Annotated in this window: 19 protein-coding genes; 2 read left to right on the forward strand and 17 right to left on the reverse strand. The window is 62.8% G+C overall.

The genetic code is table 11. The features are described 5' to 3' along the window. Positions 1-2: 2 nt before the first annotated feature. The 9 genes from GAU_RS17135 to GAU_RS17175 form a co-directional block, all read right to left on the reverse strand. Positions 3-533 (reverse strand): ATP/GTP-binding protein, encoded by a 531-nt coding sequence (locus GAU_RS17135; protein WP_015895169.1) that lies wholly within the window; start codon positions 531-533, stop codon positions 3-5. Positions 534-650: 117 nt separating this feature from the next. Next, the gene (locus GAU_RS22930; RefSeq protein ID WP_015895170.1) at positions 651-845 is read right to left on the reverse strand and encodes a DUF3565 domain-containing protein; all 195 of its coding nucleotides are present in this window, start codon (positions 843-845) and stop codon (positions 651-653) included. 8 nt (positions 846-853) lie between these two features. Then, positions 854-1,666 (reverse strand): YybH family protein, encoded by an 813-nt coding sequence (locus tag GAU_RS17145; RefSeq protein ID WP_015895171.1) that lies wholly within the window; start codon positions 1,664-1,666, stop codon positions 854-856. An 86-nt stretch (positions 1,667-1,752) separates the two neighbouring features. Then, entirely contained in the window at positions 1,753-2,247 is a 495-nt protein-coding gene (locus tag GAU_RS17150) for a GNAT family N-acetyltransferase (RefSeq protein WP_015895172.1), read from the reverse strand. Positions 2,248-2,272: 25 nt separating this feature from the next. Then, positions 2,273-2,554, reverse strand: coding sequence for a hypothetical protein (locus GAU_RS17155; protein WP_015895173.1), 282 nt, complete (start codon positions 2,552-2,554; stop codon positions 2,273-2,275). 136 nt (positions 2,555-2,690) lie between these two features. Further along, positions 2,691-3,254, reverse strand: a complete 564-nt coding sequence (locus GAU_RS17160) for a hypothetical protein (RefSeq protein WP_015895174.1) — start codon at positions 3,252-3,254, stop codon at positions 2,691-2,693. A gap of 18 nt (positions 3,255-3,272) precedes the next feature. Then, on the reverse strand, positions 3,273-3,749 hold the full coding sequence (locus tag GAU_RS17165) for a hypothetical protein (RefSeq protein ID WP_015895175.1): 477 nt from the start codon (positions 3,747-3,749) through the stop codon (positions 3,273-3,275). A gap of 106 nt (positions 3,750-3,855) precedes the next feature. Then, positions 3,856-4,338, reverse strand: coding sequence for a YybH family protein (locus GAU_RS17170; protein ID WP_041265649.1), 483 nt, complete (start codon positions 4,336-4,338; stop codon positions 3,856-3,858). Between the two features lie 84 nt (positions 4,339-4,422). Next, the gene (locus tag GAU_RS17175) at positions 4,423-5,055 is read right to left on the reverse strand and encodes a DUF922 domain-containing protein (protein WP_041265650.1); all 633 of its coding nucleotides are present in this window, start codon (positions 5,053-5,055) and stop codon (positions 4,423-4,425) included. A 257-nt stretch (positions 5,056-5,312) separates the two neighbouring features. Between GAU_RS17175 and GAU_RS17180 the strand changes: the two genes are divergently transcribed. Together GAU_RS17180 and GAU_RS17185 are read left to right on the forward strand one after the other, a co-directional pair. Continuing rightward, positions 5,313-8,306 carry an amidohydrolase family protein gene (locus tag GAU_RS17180; RefSeq protein WP_169307722.1) on the forward strand — a complete coding sequence of 998 codons (2,994 nt, stop codon included), beginning with the start codon at positions 5,313-5,315 and terminating at the stop codon, positions 8,304-8,306. 38 nt (positions 8,307-8,344) lie between these two features. After that, complete coding sequence (locus GAU_RS17185) at positions 8,345-9,706, forward strand: amidohydrolase family protein (protein ID WP_015895179.1); 1,362 nt, start codon at positions 8,345-8,347, stop codon at positions 9,704-9,706. 66 nt (positions 9,707-9,772) lie between these two features. Here the strand turns inward: GAU_RS17185 and GAU_RS17190 are convergent, their stop codons facing one another. From GAU_RS17190 to GAU_RS17220, 8 genes are all read right to left on the reverse strand, one after another. Continuing rightward, positions 9,773-10,177, reverse strand: a complete 405-nt coding sequence (locus GAU_RS17190; protein ID WP_015895180.1) for a VOC family protein — start codon at positions 10,175-10,177, stop codon at positions 9,773-9,775. A gap of 3 nt (positions 10,178-10,180) precedes the next feature. Further along, a complete protein-coding gene (locus GAU_RS17195) occupies positions 10,181-10,447 on the reverse strand; it encodes a hypothetical protein (protein ID WP_015895181.1) in 267 nt (88 codons plus the stop codon). 159 nt (positions 10,448-10,606) lie between these two features. Continuing rightward, positions 10,607-10,918 carry a hypothetical protein gene (locus tag GAU_RS17200; RefSeq protein WP_015895182.1) on the reverse strand — a complete coding sequence of 104 codons (312 nt, stop codon included), beginning with the start codon at positions 10,916-10,918 and terminating at the stop codon, positions 10,607-10,609. Positions 10,919-10,979: 61 nt separating this feature from the next. Further along, positions 10,980-11,474: a hypothetical protein gene (locus GAU_RS17205; RefSeq protein ID WP_015895183.1), complete on the reverse strand. Its 495-nt coding sequence runs from the start codon at positions 11,472-11,474 to the stop codon at positions 10,980-10,982. Between the two features lie 313 nt (positions 11,475-11,787). Further along, positions 11,788-12,195, reverse strand: a complete 408-nt coding sequence (locus tag GAU_RS17210) for a VOC family protein (RefSeq protein WP_015895184.1) — start codon at positions 12,193-12,195, stop codon at positions 11,788-11,790. Continuing rightward, positions 12,192-12,440: a hypothetical protein gene (locus tag GAU_RS17215; RefSeq protein ID WP_015895185.1), complete on the reverse strand. Its 249-nt coding sequence runs from the start codon at positions 12,438-12,440 to the stop codon at positions 12,192-12,194. Before GAU_RS17215 ends, GAU_RS17210 begins: the two co-directional genes overlap by 4 nt. Positions 12,441-12,748: 308 nt before the next feature. Further along, positions 12,749-13,108 carry a hypothetical protein gene (locus GAU_RS22330; protein ID WP_156799105.1) on the reverse strand — a complete coding sequence of 120 codons (360 nt, stop codon included), beginning with the start codon at positions 13,106-13,108 and terminating at the stop codon, positions 12,749-12,751. Further along, complete coding sequence (locus tag GAU_RS17220) at positions 13,105-16,764, reverse strand: RHS repeat-associated core domain-containing protein (RefSeq protein WP_015895186.1); 3,660 nt, start codon at positions 16,762-16,764, stop codon at positions 13,105-13,107. Before GAU_RS17220 ends, GAU_RS22330 begins: the two co-directional genes overlap by 4 nt. Positions 16,765-16,828 lie beyond the last annotated feature (64 nt).

Here is a 16,828-nt window from a genome sequence, read left to right on the forward strand (position 1 = left end):
CCTCAACGCAGACTGGCGACGTGTTTCACGACCTGATGCACCCGGTCTTCCATCGATCCACGCACTTCGAGCACGGGAACACCCCAGCCCCAACCGTCCTCGACCAACATCTCCCGCAGCAGGGCATGCACGCGCTTGCGCAGCCGCGGCAATTCCGGCGTGACACGTACACGGTCTGGTTCTTCAACGGGCACGAAGATCACCAGATCGATCATCTCCATCGCCTCGCCCACATCGGTGATGAGCTTGCGGGACGGCGCGTCCGCATCCAGCGCCACCATATAGGCGAGATAATCGGCCGGGGATCGGTCGAAGACCACCAGGTCTCCATTCGAAGCATCCACCAGCTCCACCTCGCGTTCACACAAGGCCTCGAAATCGTCGACCCTGAGACGCTCCCCGAAAGCGGCACCATCGCTGAGCATCACATCATAGGCTTCGTCGATCGCGATCATCTCCGGCAATACCGCAGCCAGCTCGGTGATCAGTGTCGACTTCCCTGTCCCATGAGATCCGGAGACGGCGATGCGCATGTGATGGAGGGATAAGATCGTGAACGTGCGACAGGACCGACACCGTCATCCATCGGGTGCGATCGAACGAATCTGGCAATCGAGATGACTGTAGCGCCAAAAGATAGCCGGTGACGATCAGTGCGGCACGTGATCGCAGCGTAAACAATTCAGCACGGTACCGAGATGGCTGGCGCGCCCCTCGGGTGTGGTCACCCATATGCGGGTCTGCATTGGCGGATCGTGCCGGACGTGCTGACTGTGGCCACACGCCAGGTCGGCCACCCAGTGCCCTTCATCGTCAAGATGGTAGTCGATGATCGGCTGTTGCATGGCCGGTGTCAGCGATCGCGGTCGAATGATGGAAGCGCCGAACCGGTGCGGGGATAGGTGCCGTCGGCTGTGACCCCATGGCCGAACCCACAATCGACATCCGAGCCCTCCTGTACCAGCACCACCTGACTCGCGGTGAACTGCATGCGGAGCGTGCACGGCTTCGCGTATTCCGTGATGATCAGCGCGCCGCCGCCACTGACGACCCGCACCACACCTTCGGCGATGCCGCTGTTGAACGACGGTGCCCCCCGATTGCATTCGAGCTGGACCTGCGCACTGTCCTCCCCACGCTGGGCCACCTTCAGGGTGCACCCGGCGCTTTCCCGCCCCTTCCAGGCATACGTGCCCGTGAGAGTCGCTCCTGGCACGGCCGCCGTCGGCGCACCAGCGTCGAGACTCCAGGACTCGGCGGCAATGCGCCACTGTCCGTCAATCTTGCGATAGATCGTGAGAAATTTGCCTATACCAGCCGGCGATTCGGTCTTGCCCACTTCATAGGCCATGTCGCCACCATCAGCGATCACCAGACTGAGGGTGGTGAAGGTCTCCTGCACCGGCTGCGCATTGGCGGCCGCAAAGTAGGCGTCGAGACCGGTGCGTCCCTGCACGGGGTGTTCACCGGCCGGCTGAGCCACCGCATCGTCGGCATAGAGCGCAGCAATCGCTTTGGCATCACCGGCCAGATAGGCCGCTTGATACTGCGCAGAGAGTTTTTCGATCGCCGCACGTTCCGCGGCAGGATCGCCGGCACGCGGTGACGCCTGACACCCAGCAGTGAGGACAGCAGACAGCGTCAGTACACGGATGAGGCGGGTCATGAGGTGCTCCGGGGAGAGACCATCGGAAGAACTCCCTGAACGTACACCTCGCGCGTATCGACGCTCCCTTCGTGAACGCACAGGCCTTAGAGAAAGCGGTGCATCACGTGGATATCCACGAGACCGTGCACGGTGTGCCGATAGGCCTTGGGCACGGTGCCGACGATGGCAAAGCCCAATGATTGCCACAGTCGGACCGCGCGCGTGTTGGTGCTGACCACGCAGTTGAACTGCATGGCGAGATACCCTTGGGCCTTGGCCTGCTCCAGGGAGTGCCGACACAATGCCGCACCCAGTCCCTGCCCTTCGCATCCCGGGCGCACCATGTAGCCGGCGTTGGCGACATGCGCACCAAGTCCACGCTGGTTGGCATGCATGGCATAGGTACCGACCACGTCCGTGCCACGAACAGCGACGTAGGCGGTGGTGCCATGGCCCATCCAGTAGGCGCGCGCGGCGTCCTCGGTCACGTCGGGTTCCAACGTATAGGTGCTGCCAGGCGCAGCGACGGCCGCAATGATGGGCCAGATGGCCGGCCAGTCGGAGGGCAGGGCTTCGCGGATCTGTGTTTCGATGGACATGCGTGTATCCAGCGAATCGTGTGGTTCAGCCCCCAATGCGCCGCACCTCCCCTCGCAACTGCACCCGTGTCTTGAATGTGCCGCTCACCGGTTGCCCGTCCTTCTGTGCGGGCTGGAATCGTGATTCCTGCAGCCAGCCCACAACGACATCGCGATTCTCGGCGGCGCCAAGCCCGGTCACTCTGAGCGTTTCGATATCGGGCTTTCCATCCGGGCCCACAAGCACCTCGATGCGGAGGTCCATGACCATACCCGAGCGGGGCACGCCGGACGGCACGCGCCACTGAGCACGGCTGCGGCTGAGCATTGTGGGCTCAGTGCCCTTGCTCTGCTTCGGGGCCGATGCGCAAGCCGCACAGAGGAGAACCGCCAGAGACACACCGAGCACACGATGAATCATGAACCATCTCCGCATCAGTGAAACAATGTCCGGTACCGACCGATCAGAATGTCAGCCCTACGGCCAGGGGCCAATACCGGCCCACACCATACTCTCGCCCAATACCGTGATCAGACAGCACCACGTGTGGTGTGACCTCCAGACGGATGACGGATCGTTTCCAACGACCTTGCATCCCACCACCGACGCGGAGCCCTGGCACCGCGCCATAGGGATTGCTCCGGTGCTTCACCGTCACATGCTGTACGGCAACACCCAGCACGGCGTACGGTGTCAGGCCCCTGCGACGAAATCTCATGATAGCCGAACCCACCGCTCCCACCGTTCTCCAGTCGCCGGGCTCTGACAACGCGGCGGTGGCACTGGCGTTTCGCGGCAACCACGATACCTCGCCGTCCACGCGGAACTGCACGCGCCGCTCTACACGGCCGAAGAGGACCCCCGCGCGCAGCAGTGGCCCCACCCCGTGCTGTTCACTCAGCGCCCCCCGTGGAATAGCCACCCCGGCGGCGACTTCCGGCCGCCATCCCTGCGCCCCCAGCACGATTGGCAGCAGCATGACCACCAGAAAACCGACGGACAGGAAACAGCGAGTCCAATACCACATGGTCGGTCAACTCGCGTATTAGGGACGACCGTCCGGAGCACGGTCACGGTGAAGCAGCCGCCCGAGATCGGTACCGTGTGTCGGGTACAGCACATTGGCGAGCAGCGGTCTACGCCCGTCGTGGGCAACAACGAGGGTGACAGTCGGTGCCACCGATCGCTGCCCCTGGCACACCGCATGCACGTCGACGTGCACAACAGCGCCTACTCGTGTGCCCTTCACCACCTCGTAGCGTTCGCACGGATCCTGGCTGTCGAGGAAAGGATCGAAATCGAGCCCCCCGATCTCATCGTGCGCGGCCCGTCGCGACGCCGCATCCTGCTGGAGTGCCAACAACAACGACGGAGCAAAGAGCTCGGGACGTTCGGTGATCAGGCCGTCGACGGCATCGAGCCCACCTTCAACGCCTCTGGGCAGGTAGGCCGCATAGAACTCCCGCACGAAGTCGATCGCTGACGAATCCACTGCAGCGGTATCCACGCCAGCGGTATCCACGCCAGCGGTCGTTCGTGCAGCCTGATCTTCGCGATCCTGAACAGGTGCACACGCGCCCAAGAGCAGTGCGGTCGCCGCACAGAGCGTTCTGCAGAAAAACTTGTGGTCAGGATGGTGGACGATTCCCATTGTCCATGTCCGAGAAGATGAGCCACGGACCGCCCGCGCGACGTCGCAGTGTCAGCGTGAACTTCCCCTGATCCGTGGAGGCGTCACCATAGCGGTACGCGCCAATGATGAAGCCCACCGTATCGGCCACCGATGCCGCCAGAGCGCGTAAACGCAGCGGTGCCCCGCCCTGTCCGGTATAGGCGGACTGGATCGCGGTCCGACCGCGCACCGGAGCACGACCGCCTTGCAAGACAAAACCATCTTCCGCGAACAGTGCCGCCAGCGCGGCCGCATCACCGCGCCGCCACGCGGCTTCGTAGTCGCGAAGCACGCGGTCGAGGTCAGGCGCCAGTGTCACCGAAGGCAGCGCTGCAGCGACCGGAGGTTTTGGCGGCGCAGCCTGCGCGCTCGCCTGTCCGGCCAACGCCACCGTTACGGCCATGGCGATACAGATCAGGACACCATCGGTGCGACGCATCGGAGCAACGGAAGAAAGGGGGCGTTTTCACACATCACGGTGGAATCTGCCACCGGACACGGAACGATCACCAGCGATCTCTACCTACCATCGCATGGCCGGTGGTGATCCCTCTCGCGGCGCGGCACGAATGGCGCGCAACACGGCACCATCCGTCGCACCATGATTCGTGGTCGAGTCCAGTGCCGCATTGGCACGTCCGATACGTTCGAGGAGTGCGTTCACGCAGTGGTCGATGGACGTCACCGGCGCTCCACGATCCCCCTCGCCCTCGATCTCACGAAAGAAGGCCGTCGCGTGGGCCACCACGATACTGTCGTGCTGCATTTCGTGACGGGTCAGCAGCGGGAGAAAACGCTGCCACTCGGCAGCGTCTTCCGGTGAGAAGTCCGCGCTCCGAGACGCCTTCGGCAGGACCCTCGTCAACATGACGCGGAGCGTGACCGGCTGGGTCGCGCAGGAGGTGCGTGTACCGAACTGCCCATCGGTATCAAGCCGAAAATTCCAGTCGGTCCGGCCATACCGCTCCGGCACCTTTCCCGTACCGGCCACTCGGCGAAACTCGGCCGCCAGCTCCCAGAGCGTCGGACTGTGCAACTCGTAGTATCGGGTACTGCGCCGAACCTGTGGCGCACCGGCGACCCCGCCCGTTGCTGATGAACTCGCCTCGAAAGCGCTGACCGCGTTCGCCACGGGCAACGCACAGATCACGGCCATACACAGGGTCCGTTTGATACCCATTGGCTCCTTCAGAATCGCGCGGGGGACGCTCCTTCCGGCGAACGCCCCCAAGAAATTGCCCGAATGGGGGTCCGTCAACCCACCCGGTGACCCACGAATTGTTTGATTCCGGGCGTGCGTGGCCGCATTCTATAGAGCGCCCGACAATGGCCCTCCCCATTGACGGGCGTCCGCCCCCTTCATCCTTCGCCACCGACGGCGCTCGTCCGCGGCCGCCGTCACGGGAGTTCCTCGTGAAATTCGCTCGTTCCCTGCTGAGCCTCACCGTGCTGGCTGCCGGCACGCTCGGGGCACAGCAATCGTCCCGCACCGAGCCGGTCGCCGCGTTGCGCGCCAATGCCACCGGCTACCACGCGCTCGTCGGGGCCCGCGTCGTCACCGGCCCCGGGCAAGCGCTCGACAACGCCACCATCGTGATCCGGAACGGGGTGGTCACCGCCGTCGGTGCCGGTGTCGCCGCACCCGCCGGCGCCCGTGTGTGGGAGATGAAGGGGCTCACGATCTACCCGGGCTTCATCGACGCACACGCCGATCTTGGTGGCGACGCACCACCACAGGGTGGTGATGTGGGCCCCACGCACTGGAATCCGCAGGTGCGCGCCTGGTTCAGCACCACCGCCAACTTCAAGGATGACTCCACGCGCCGCGTGGCCCTGCGTTCGCTGGGCTTCGGCGCCGCCCTGGCTGTGCCACATCAGGGCATCTTCCGCGGCAAGGCGTCGGTGGTGAACCTGAGCGACGCCGGTGTGCGCGAGCGTGTGCTGCGCCCCGATCTGCTGCAGTCCATCGGCTTCCAGCGCTCGTTCGCACTCGGCGGCATGTACCCCAACTCCACCATGGGCACGCTGGCGCTCATGAAGCAGACGCTGCTCGACGCCGAGTGGTACATGCGGGCATGGGGTTCGTACGAAGCCAGCGGCCGGTCCATCCTGCCGCCGGAAACCAGCGAAGCCCTCGCCGCCCTCGGCAGCGCGGTGCAAGGCAAGCAGCCGGTGATCTTCCAGACGGAAAGTGAAGAGGAGTATCTGCGCGCCTACAAGCTCGCCGCAGACTACAAGCTCACGCCGTGGTTCCGTGGCAGTGGCCAGGAATACCGTCTCGTGGACGTGCTCAAGGGACGCACACAGCCGCTCATCGTGCCGCTCGCCTTCCCCGATGCGCCCAATGTGGCCAATCCGGAAGCCGCGATGAACGTGTCACTCAGCGACCTCCGCCACTGGTATCTCGCGCCCACCAATCCGGCGCAGCTTGCTGGCGCCGGTGTGCCATTTGCCATCACGGCGGACGGCCTCGCCTCGCTCAACCAGTTCCTGCCCAACCTGCGCACGGCCGTGTCTCGTGGTCTCACGCCCGACAAGGCACTCGCCGCGCTGACCACCGTGCCGGCCGGCTGGCTCGGTATCGATCGCACACACGGCACGATCGCGGTGGGCAAGGTGGCCAATCTCGTCGTGAGCGAAGGGGATCTCTTCACCGAAGAAGGCGCCATTCGCGATGTCTGGGTGCAGGGTGCGCGTTATGGTGTGACCCGGCCCGCTCAGGTGGACCCGCGCGGTACGTGGACCATTTCGTCCGACGACGTGGGCACCTACAAGAACGCCACACTGCGTCTCGAAGGGCCGCTCAATCGCATCCGCGGCACGTTCGAAGCGGCAGGCCGCCGTCCGGTGAACATCTCCTCAGCGCGCATCATCGCCGAGACGGGCCGCCTCGAAGCGTCCTTCCCGGGCGAATCGCTGGGTCTCGAAGGTTCGGTGCTGCTCTCCGGTTCGGTGCAGGGCAACGACTTCTTCGGTTGGCTCGCGCTGCCCAACGGCACCGACGCCACGTACCGCGGTACACGTTCGGAGCAGTTCCAGGGCGCCGCGCGTGGTGTGGTGGCAGTGAAGGTGCCCAAGATCGACCTGCCGTTCATCCGTCCGAGCATGGAATACGGCCGTAGCGCGGCCCCGGTGCAGCCGGCGGTCGTGCTGGTGCGCAACGCCACGGTGTGGACGCAAGGCGCGCAGGGCCGCATGGAGAACGCCGACCTGCTGGTCCAGGCGGGCAAGGTGGTGCGCGTGGGGCAGAAGTTGTCCGCTCCGGCCAACGCAGTGATCGTCGACGGCACCGGCAAGCATGTCACGCCGGGCCTCATCGATCCGCACACGCATGGTGGTGTGAGCTCGGTGAACGAAAGTGGTTTTGCCATCGTGCCCGAAGTGCAGATGGGCGACGTGATCACGCACAACAACGTGTGGTTCTATCGTCAGCTCGCCGGCGGCCTGACCACCACGATGATCAAGCACGGCTCGGCCAACCCGATCGGCGGCGAGAACGTGTTCGTGAAGTTGCGTTGGGGTTCGCTGCCCGACGAGTACAAGATCCAGGGTGCGCCGCGCACGGTGAAGTTCGCGCTGGGCGAAAACCCCAAGCGCAGCCAGACGCGCTACCCGAACACGCGCATGGGCACACAGGAAATCATCCGCGACCACTTCCTCGCGGCGCGCGACTACGAGAAGGAATGGAAGGCGTGGGAGGCTCAGAAGACGAAGACGGGTGTTCCGCCGCGCCGCGACCTGCGCATGGAAGCCATCCTCGACATCCTGAACCAGAAGCTGCTCGTGGCCTCGCACGGCTATCGCGCCGACGAGTTCCTGGCGCTGGTGCGCCTGGCCGAGGAATTCGGCTTCCGCGTGCAGACGCTGCAGCACGGCGTGGAAGCGTACAAGATCGCCGACGAGCTCAAGAAGTCGGGTGTTGCCGCGATCGTGTGGAGCGACTGGGGCGCGTTCAAGCTCGAAGCGTACGATGCCACGTCGTACAATGCGCGCCTGCTGATGGAGGCCGGCGTGGTGACGTCGCTGCACTCGGACGACAATGAGATCTCCACGCGCATGAACTGGGAAGCAGGCAAGCTGCTGCGTTCGGGCGTGAACGAGATCGACGCGATGAACACCGTGACGATCAACGCCGCCAAGGCGATTGCCATCGACAAGACGGTCGGATCGCTCGAAGCCGGCAAGGATGCCGACTTCGTGATCTGGAACGGCAACCCGCTGTCGCAGTTCACCAAGGCCGAGCAGACCTGGGTGGATGGTCGCAAGTACTTCTCGCTGGACGAAGACAAGGTGCTGCGTGAAGAGATCGCGAAGCAGCGCGCGCAGCTCATCCAGGCCGTGATCGCGGCCAGCCCGGCCGAAGCACCGGCCGCGGCGGCACCGGCTCGCCGTCCGGGGAGCAACTGAGCATGCCCCACACTACGACTCCTTTCGGGACACGGATCATGCACACTGCCGCACGCCTGGCTGCGCTCTCCCTCGCCCTTGGGGCAGCCGGCATCATCGCTCCCGCCGCGGCGCATGCGCAGGTGGTCATTCCCACCGCCGCACAGTCCCAGCCGGTCGCGCTCAAGGGCGCGACGATTCATACGGTCACGAAGGGCACGATCACCAACGGCACCATCGTGATGGATCGTGGCAAGATCATCGCGATTGGCGGCGCAGACACCGAAGTGCCACGCGGCGCCAAGGTGGTGGATGTGGCGGGCAAGCACATCTACCCCGGCCTCATCGACGCCTACAGCACGGTGGGTATCTCGGAAATCGGTGCGGTCGACATGTCGAACGACGTGAACGAGCGTGGCGATTTCAATCCCAACGTGCGGCCTGAAGTGGCGGTGAATGCTGAAAGCCGGCACATCGGCACGACACGCAACGCCGGTGTGCTGGTGGCATTTGCGACACCCGGTGGTGGTGTGATCTCCGGTCTGTCGTCGGCCATCTCACTCGAAGGCTGGACGTGGGAAGAGATGTCGATGAAGGGCGCGGCCGCGCTCAACGTGAACTGGCCCGACCCCAACGCCCGTCCGCGTGGCCCGTTTGGCGGCCCGCCGGGTGGCCCTGGCGGTCGTGCCGGACAGCCGGCGCCCAAGACCTACGCCGAACAGGTGGAAGCCATTCGCGGCTTCTTCGCCGAAGCGCGCGCGTATCGGGATGCACTGAAGAGCAAGCAGTCTGTGCGTACCGACTCACGCTATGCCGCGATGATTCCGGCGCTCAACGGCGAGATTCCGGTGGTGGTGGCGGCAGAAGGTGTGGCGCAGATCAACGACGCCATCACGTGGGGCAAGGAAGAAGGGGTGAAGCTGGTGATTCGTGGAGGACGTGACGCCATCCACGTGGCGCCGCGGCTCAAGGCCGAGCAGATCCCGGTGATCCTCACGTCCACCATGTCCGCACCGCCGCGCGAAGACGATGGCTACGACGGCGCGTACAGCTCGCCGGCCGCGTTGTACAAGGCCGGTGTGAAGTTCGCGATCGCCGGCGACGGCAACGCGCTGTACAGCTATCGCCTGCCGTGGGACGCCGGTGTGGCGGTGGCGTTTGGCCTGCCAGAGGAGGAAGCGCTCAAGGCGGTGACGATCAACGCCGCCGAATTCATGGGTGTGTCCGACAAGGTGGGTTCGCTGGAAGTGGGCAAGGAAGCCACGTTGCTGATCACGACCGGAACGCCGCTGGATATGACGTCGAACATCATCCAGTCGTACATCCAGGGTCGTGAGATCGACATGAACGACATCCAGAAGCAGTTCTTCAAGAAGTACATGGAGAAGATCAACCAGCAGAAGAAGAAGATCGCGAGCTGAATCCGGCTGGCGATTGGTGATGCACAACGGGGGCGCCGAACACGGCGCCCCCGTTTGTCTATCTGGTCATTGCGATGATTCGGTCAGGCGTTCCGGCGTCGCGAAGTCGTGGAACACCCGAAATCGATTGCCGTCGGGATCGGCGGCCGTGAACTCATGCAGCCCCCAGGGCTTTGATTCGGGCACCGCGAGCACGATGGCGTTGGCGGCGTGCCAGAGGCTGTGCAGATCATTCACGGCCTCGATGCTGTCCAGGTTGAGCCAAATCACGACGGGGCTGGTGTTGCCACGTTGCTCGCGAAAGGCTGGCCCTGAGAGGAAAAGCCGGCACTGATCACGCGAGATGCCTGCCAGATCGATGTCGGTGGCATGCCAGTCGACGTCGAAGCCCAACTGGTCACGGTAGTACGCCGTGGACGTGGCCACATTGCCCACCGGGATCTCTGGTACTGCGGCGGAGAGCGGTTGCATCGGCTAGATGAACTTCCAACGCACCAGCACCGCCACGACCGCCGGCACCCCAAAGAGCAGAAACAGGATCGGCAGCTCCTCCCCGACTGAATATCCGGCCTTGGAGACGCCCACCCACATGTTGGCAGCAGTGATGGCCAACCAGAGACCCATGCCGAGCCCCAATGCCCAGTTCGGGGCCGACGGAAAGTGTTCACCGAACAGCTTGGACACGATCAACAGCGAGGCCATCAGCAACAGGCCTGAGACTAGGAAGAGTGCGGTTCGCATGAGGAGAGCTGCTGGGGAATGTCAAACGAACAATCCACCATCTTACACGCAGGGTAGCCGGCTTGCTTAGCGATCGGCTGGCGAACCAGGATGGCATACAGTGCGAGTCCGAGACCAACAGGAACGATGCGGATAGCGCTACGGCCCACTATGTGAACGTCAGTCCTGCCGCTCGAGCCAATCGGTGAGGTCAGTCGAGCCATCAGATTGCGGTTTGCCATGGTGGCTCATCGTGTCCCAGAGGCCGGCATTGAGCGACTCGTCCTGCACACGCTGCTCTTTCCACACCTGGCCTCCGTTCACCGCTGCTGTCGCGGCAGCCATGTCCATGGACGTCGCGTCGGCGAGGACGATGATCGACTGTCCCTTGGAACAGCCCGCATCACGTAGCAGCGCAACGACCTGATCGAGTGACTGACCGGAGTGGATCGCATTCCGAACGCGCTCGCGGAGTTCTGCATCTCTACTCACAATGTGCTCCGACGGGAAACCATAGAGCCTCCCTTTGCGGCCAATGGCGCATGCGCCCAACTCATGGATAGTCGCGGGAACCGAGGTATTCCCTCCCCGGCTCCCGATGTGTCAGTTGAAAGACGAGATCGTTGAAGTCTGGCTCCCCAAAGCCGTCGCTGCATCGCGCAAGGATCGAGCCATCCGGCTGAGGTACGAGTTCCATAGCCGCATTGTTCAGCCGGTACATCGTAGAGCCGTACTTTTCGTCCCGCCACTGATTGAAGAAGATCACACGCGCACCAGTCTTGGCCTTCACGACTTCGAGTGTCACAGCTTTGGGGGCCGTATCGGTCCAGAGCCCGATACTCTTCGCCATTGTTCCCGCGACCCGGATCTCACAGTGCTCGCATGTGATCCCGATACCCTGCACCGGACGATCGGCGGAGCGAAGAAACCGCAGCGCGATGGTGTCTCCGTTCGCTGCCGCAAGGACCAGTTTCGCATGGAGTTCCCGACCGTCGTATTGGATGGGGGCTCCGTTGGTCGACTCGAACTGGTCAGTGAAAGTAGTCATCGACGTGTTTCCGTATTCAGGAGTTTGATCACTCTTGCGGAGACCCGCCGAGCTTTCGGAGCGGATCCATCTGCGCGTGCTGCTCAGGTGTCACCCAACTCGACCGACCTCCCATCAACCCTCGCCGCTAGGCCGCTCTTCATTCGTTCCACGTTGCTACTACCCCACCTCCACGCCGCCCCTCAAGTAGTTCTTCAAGAAGTAAATGGAAAAGATCAATCAGCAGAAGAAGAAGATCGCGAGCTGAATCCGGCTGGCGATTGATGATGCACAACGGGGCCGCCGAACACGGCGCCCCCGTTTGTCTATCTGGTCATTGCGATGATTCGGTCAGGCGTTCCGGCGTCGCGAAGTCGTGGAACACCCGAAATCGATTGCCGTCGGGATCGGCGGCCGTGAACTCATGCAGCCCCCAGGGCTTTGATTCGGGCACCGCGAGCACGATGGCGTTGGCGGCGTGCCAGAGGCTGTGCAGATCATTCACGGCCTCGATGCTGTCCAGGTTGAGCCAAATCACGACGGGGCTGGTGTTGCCACGTTGCTCGCGAAAGGCTGGCCCTGAGAGGAAAAGCCGGCACTGATCACGCGAGATGCCTGCCAGATCGATGTCGGTGGCATGCCAGTCGACGTCGAAGCCCAACTGGTCACGGTAGTACGCCGAAGACGTGGCGACATCAGCTACCGGAATTTCGGGTGCTGCCGCCGGCAATGTTGTTTTCATGGCCGAACCGCGACAGACGATTCGCGCGTCCCGCACCGACGATCCACGCCATACCCCGCTGGATCCGGATACGACAGGAGGTCCACCGCGATGGAATCCGCTCGTGTGTGCGCCCTGGCGTAGGCGCCGTCACAGGCACTCGCACTGCTCACCGCGTGTACGGGCGCGATGGCCAGACGATAGGCGAAAAACCCAAGTGCCAGCAGTAGGCCAGCGGCAAAACCGTATCGACCTATCGTACGCATCGTTCCCTCTGCGTGAAGTGATGAGTATGCTCTCATGTAAAAGCCGCGCTTTGAGTACTCAGACTATCTGTGCACAGCGAAGACGATTCGTTTGGTATCTCCGGCTCCGTACTCAGCAGGCTGCGAACACTATCTCAACTAAAGAGCTCAAAGAAATTCGAGCCAGACCAACAGTGGCGCCCGGCAATAGAAGAAATCCGATCAAACATCTGATCGGATTTCTCTTATTACTGCAGAAAATCTCGCACTAACACATCAAATAGTGCCTTGGCAGGTTCTTCGAATTAGAGGATACGGAACCCCATCTATCATGAACTGCTCGATCGTCGTACGATCAAGTGCACGGTTCCTCCTCGCTCATCGGACACATCCTCGAAATGCTCATGCGGATCAGGATCTGATGAGTCCAAACGCGCCAAAGCGACGAGATAGATACCAAAAGCCTCAAGCGCCCGCGCACTGCCACTAAGTTGGACTTGCAATCGTTTCCCTAACAGCTCCGGTGGAAAGCCAAGAGTCTCATCGTCATCAACGTAGACCGCTACTCGAAGCTCATCCGTAAACTCAGGATCTACGGGGCGCGCTGTATAGATCCCACGTTCTGGATCGTCCACGCCTGCGTAGTAGGAAAGCAATATTTCGGCGGGCCTAGCGGTCGTATCACTCACGGTGACTCCTTGAGTTTGCGCAGTTGCTCGAGTGCACGCTCGACTCCGCGACGAATGGTTGGGTTCTCACGAATGGCCTTGGGTAGTTTGTTCATATCATCGGGACCGCCGATCCTCGTCTTTGGAACTCCACCTCGGCCTTTTCCCTGGACATGCACGTTGCCGGGAGTGTTGCCTGTCGGTTCTTCCCAATCGACTCGGGTCCGGCCAAGTCCCGGAATATCAACGGTGGCCGTGGTGTGGCTCTTACTGGCCAAGATCAAGCCATCAACCGCCGCACCAGTGACAGCGCCTACAAACGCTCCTTTCATGGCACCTATACTCACACCTGGGACAGTGCCGATGCCCCCCAAGAAAAATCCACCGGTTCCTCCGCCGACGCCACCGAGCAAAGCGCCTGTTGCGGCACCTGCAACAGTCCAGAATCCGGTACAATCGGATAGGTTGTCGTTATGCGGCGGACACAATCCAAACGGATCCGAAAAGTTCGCCGGATTGCTCCCCGCAAACCCGTACAGATTCAGCCCGCCCGCCAGCCCGATCGGATCTTCCTGCGTGAACCGTCCGGCGCCCGGATCATAGTACCGATTCCGTCGATAGTGCGTTCCCGTCGCGGTCTGCTTGTCGTCCAGCAGCGTCCCGCCAAACGCGCTCGGCAAGTACTTCGGTCGCTCATACGCGAACCACATGTTCGGCAACCCGACCTGAAGATTCGCCGTGCGCGTACCACCACCCGCCAGGTTGATCGTCCGACTACACTCTGCCTTCCCATCGGCACACGCCGCCACGCCCACCTTCCCCAGCGCCGTCCACATCAGTGAGACCGTCGTGGGCGGGAACACGATGCTCGAGTCGCCCTGGAAGCGATCGACGTAGTTGTACCGGGTGAGCGCTACCGGCTGGTCGAGCGTCAATCCATAGGTATAGAGCACCCGTCCGAAAAACGGATTCGGATCCTGGCTGTTGAGCACCCGTGGGTACCGCGGCAGAAACAGGTCGTTGTCCAGCACGCTATCCGGCTCAGCGCTACGCGTCGGTACTTTGACCGGCACCTGGATTTCGATGAGCTCCCGGTCCCCGTCCCACACCGTGCGCCGGAGCGTGCTCATGTCGCAATTGAGCCGATCGCGTCCGTTGTCGTTGGCAAGTTCACACTGACGATCCGCACGCACCCAGACGCGGCGCCCCAGTGCATCGTAGCGATAGGTCTCGAACGCACGCCGGCGATCATCGTCCAGCGTCGTTGAACGCCACCGATAGTCCGCTGCCGCAAGCTTGCCATCAGCCGCGTAGTAGGATTGGCGTCGTTCACGAAATCGACTGTCGTCCGCACTGCCTTCGGTACGGTGATACGACTGAGTGTTTCCTGCCGCATCGTACGCATAGGTACGCGCTCCGCCCGTACCGCCTACCTGCCCGAGGACCCGACCTACGTTGGCCTGATAACTTGCGGAATAGGTGAACGACTGTGACGCACGGCTCACGCCGCTATTGAGGCCACCACCGGTCCGCGAACTGTTGAACGTGGACGTCGTGTCGGTCAGCATGTTTCCCAGCGCATCGTAGGTCAAACTTTCTCGGCTTTCGACCCGCGCGCTGCCACCTTGGATTGCAGCCTGCTGGCTCATACGACTCGATGCCAAGTGTCCGAATCCGGTATACATGAACTGCGCGGTGTCCCGGAAGCCGGCCGCATCGTAGCGCGATTGACGAAACCCACGCGCGTCGAACGCGGACCGCGCCGAACGCACTGGCGATACGCCGATGCGCCCGTTCGTGGTACTAGGATTGGAGATGACGTTTAGGCTGTCATAGCCCGCCGCACCGTAGGTCCAAAACTCATTGTAGCCACCTGGGAAACTCAGCGATTCCGGTTCGCCTCGGTCCGTGTAGCTGTAGGTGTACGTATTGCCGAGTGGATCGGCAACAGCCAGCAACTCATCGCGATACGGGTGATAGACGCGCAGCAGGCTGTCCTGCCCAGCCGCCGCGAGCTGCGAAGGCAGTTTCACAACGGTGCGTCGCCCTCGCAGGTCGTGGCGGAACGTCAGCAGATAGTTGTGCTTCGCGGTGTCGACCGCTGCCGCATTGGAGGCACGCAGGTTCTGCCGTTCCGTGGCCAGCAATCCATTGCGGAGATAGGTGCGCGTGACACGCGCGTCGCGGTTGTTGGCGGTGAGAATACGCCCCGCGCTGTCATAGGTGAACCGCTGGGTATCCACCGGAATCAGATAGTTGCTCCCACTATTTGGCTTCCAGGGAAAAGCGAACGTATCGTATGTCGTGTCCGCCACAGTCGGGTACTGCACCGCCGACAACCGACGCGTCAGCAATTCGTTCGCCAGACCATACGTCATCGACACCGTGTCACTCTTGCGCGTGATCACGCGCTCCACGTTGCCCGCCGCATCGTAGAACGTGCGCTCGACAGCGTTGTCGGGGGCCGTCTCCACGATGCGCCGCCCCGCGCTGTCGTACTGCCACTGGGTGGTGATGGCGCCGATGCCCGCGTCCGGCAATGACGACTGTCGCTGCAACCACGTGAGGCGCCCTTCACGGTCATATCGGCTTCGCGTGGTCAGCGTCTGCGTACTCACGCCCAGCGGCGCGGTGACGGTGACGATGGAATCACGATCCATCCGATTGAACGTGGTCGCGGTGCACTGCTGCGGTGGCGTGCCACCGATACTGAGGTCGACACAGGTCTGTGCCACGCGCCCGATCGCATCATTCGACGTGTGCGTAGCCGAATGGATAGTGGTCGTCCCACCAATCCGCGACGCGGTCCGCACGTCTGAGACATTTCCCTGCGCATCGTACTGCAGCGAGTCGAAGTCTGTCCGCCCCGCCACGGTGTTGGGCTGTACCACGGAAACGAGCAATCCGGACGCCGGTGAGCCCGCCGACCCGTAGTTGAGTGTCGCGCGTCCCGCGGCTCCCCGGGAATCCTCGCGCGTGAGCACATTGCCGCGGGTGTCGTACGTGAACTGCATCCAGCCATCCATCGGCAGGAACATCGTCGTCACCCCATCGGGCCACTGCGTGCTGCCATACACGTAGCTGTAGACACTCGACATCGCCGGCCCGAGGGCATCGACATCGGTGCGCGTCTGTACGTTGCCGCGCTCGGTGTACGTGTACTGCTGCACGAATCCGGTGGGATCGGTCGCCTGGGTGACGAGTCCGGGAAACCGCGTATCGGTGCGTTGAAATGTGGAGACACTGCCGCGCGGGTCGCGGAAACTGTCCACCGCACCGTACCGGTTCACCGTGATATTCCAGGTATCGGCCACGGCGCGGGGGCCGTCGATCGTTGTGCTCGCCTCCGAGGTATGGGGCAGAACCGACGCGCCACAGGGGCCGCCACCCAGTATTCCGCGCGTCTCTGCGGCACACATCGACCAGGTGATCGGATCGGTGGATCCCATGCCGGCATATACCGTCGTGCCCGCAAGTCGCATGGCACCATCGAACGTGAACGCACGCGTGCGCGCGTGCTTGTCGCTTCGTGATACCATCAGGTTGGCCACCGTGCTGCTGTATGCGAAGGTGGTGGCAAAACCGTCGGGATCGGTGATGGAGACAAGCCGTCCACTATTCACCGAAGCACCAACCGTGCGCGGTGTGCCCGACACCGCCGGTGGCGTGACCTGCATGAGCTTCTGGTTGCCGTCGTAGGCAAACGTGTAGGTCAGCCCACCCCGTGGCAGCGTGATACCA

Origin of the sequence: Gemmatimonas aurantiaca T-27 (assembly GCF_000010305.1) — a bacterium.
Taxonomy (GTDB): domain Bacteria; phylum Gemmatimonadota; class Gemmatimonadetes; order Gemmatimonadales; family Gemmatimonadaceae; genus Gemmatimonas; species Gemmatimonas aurantiaca.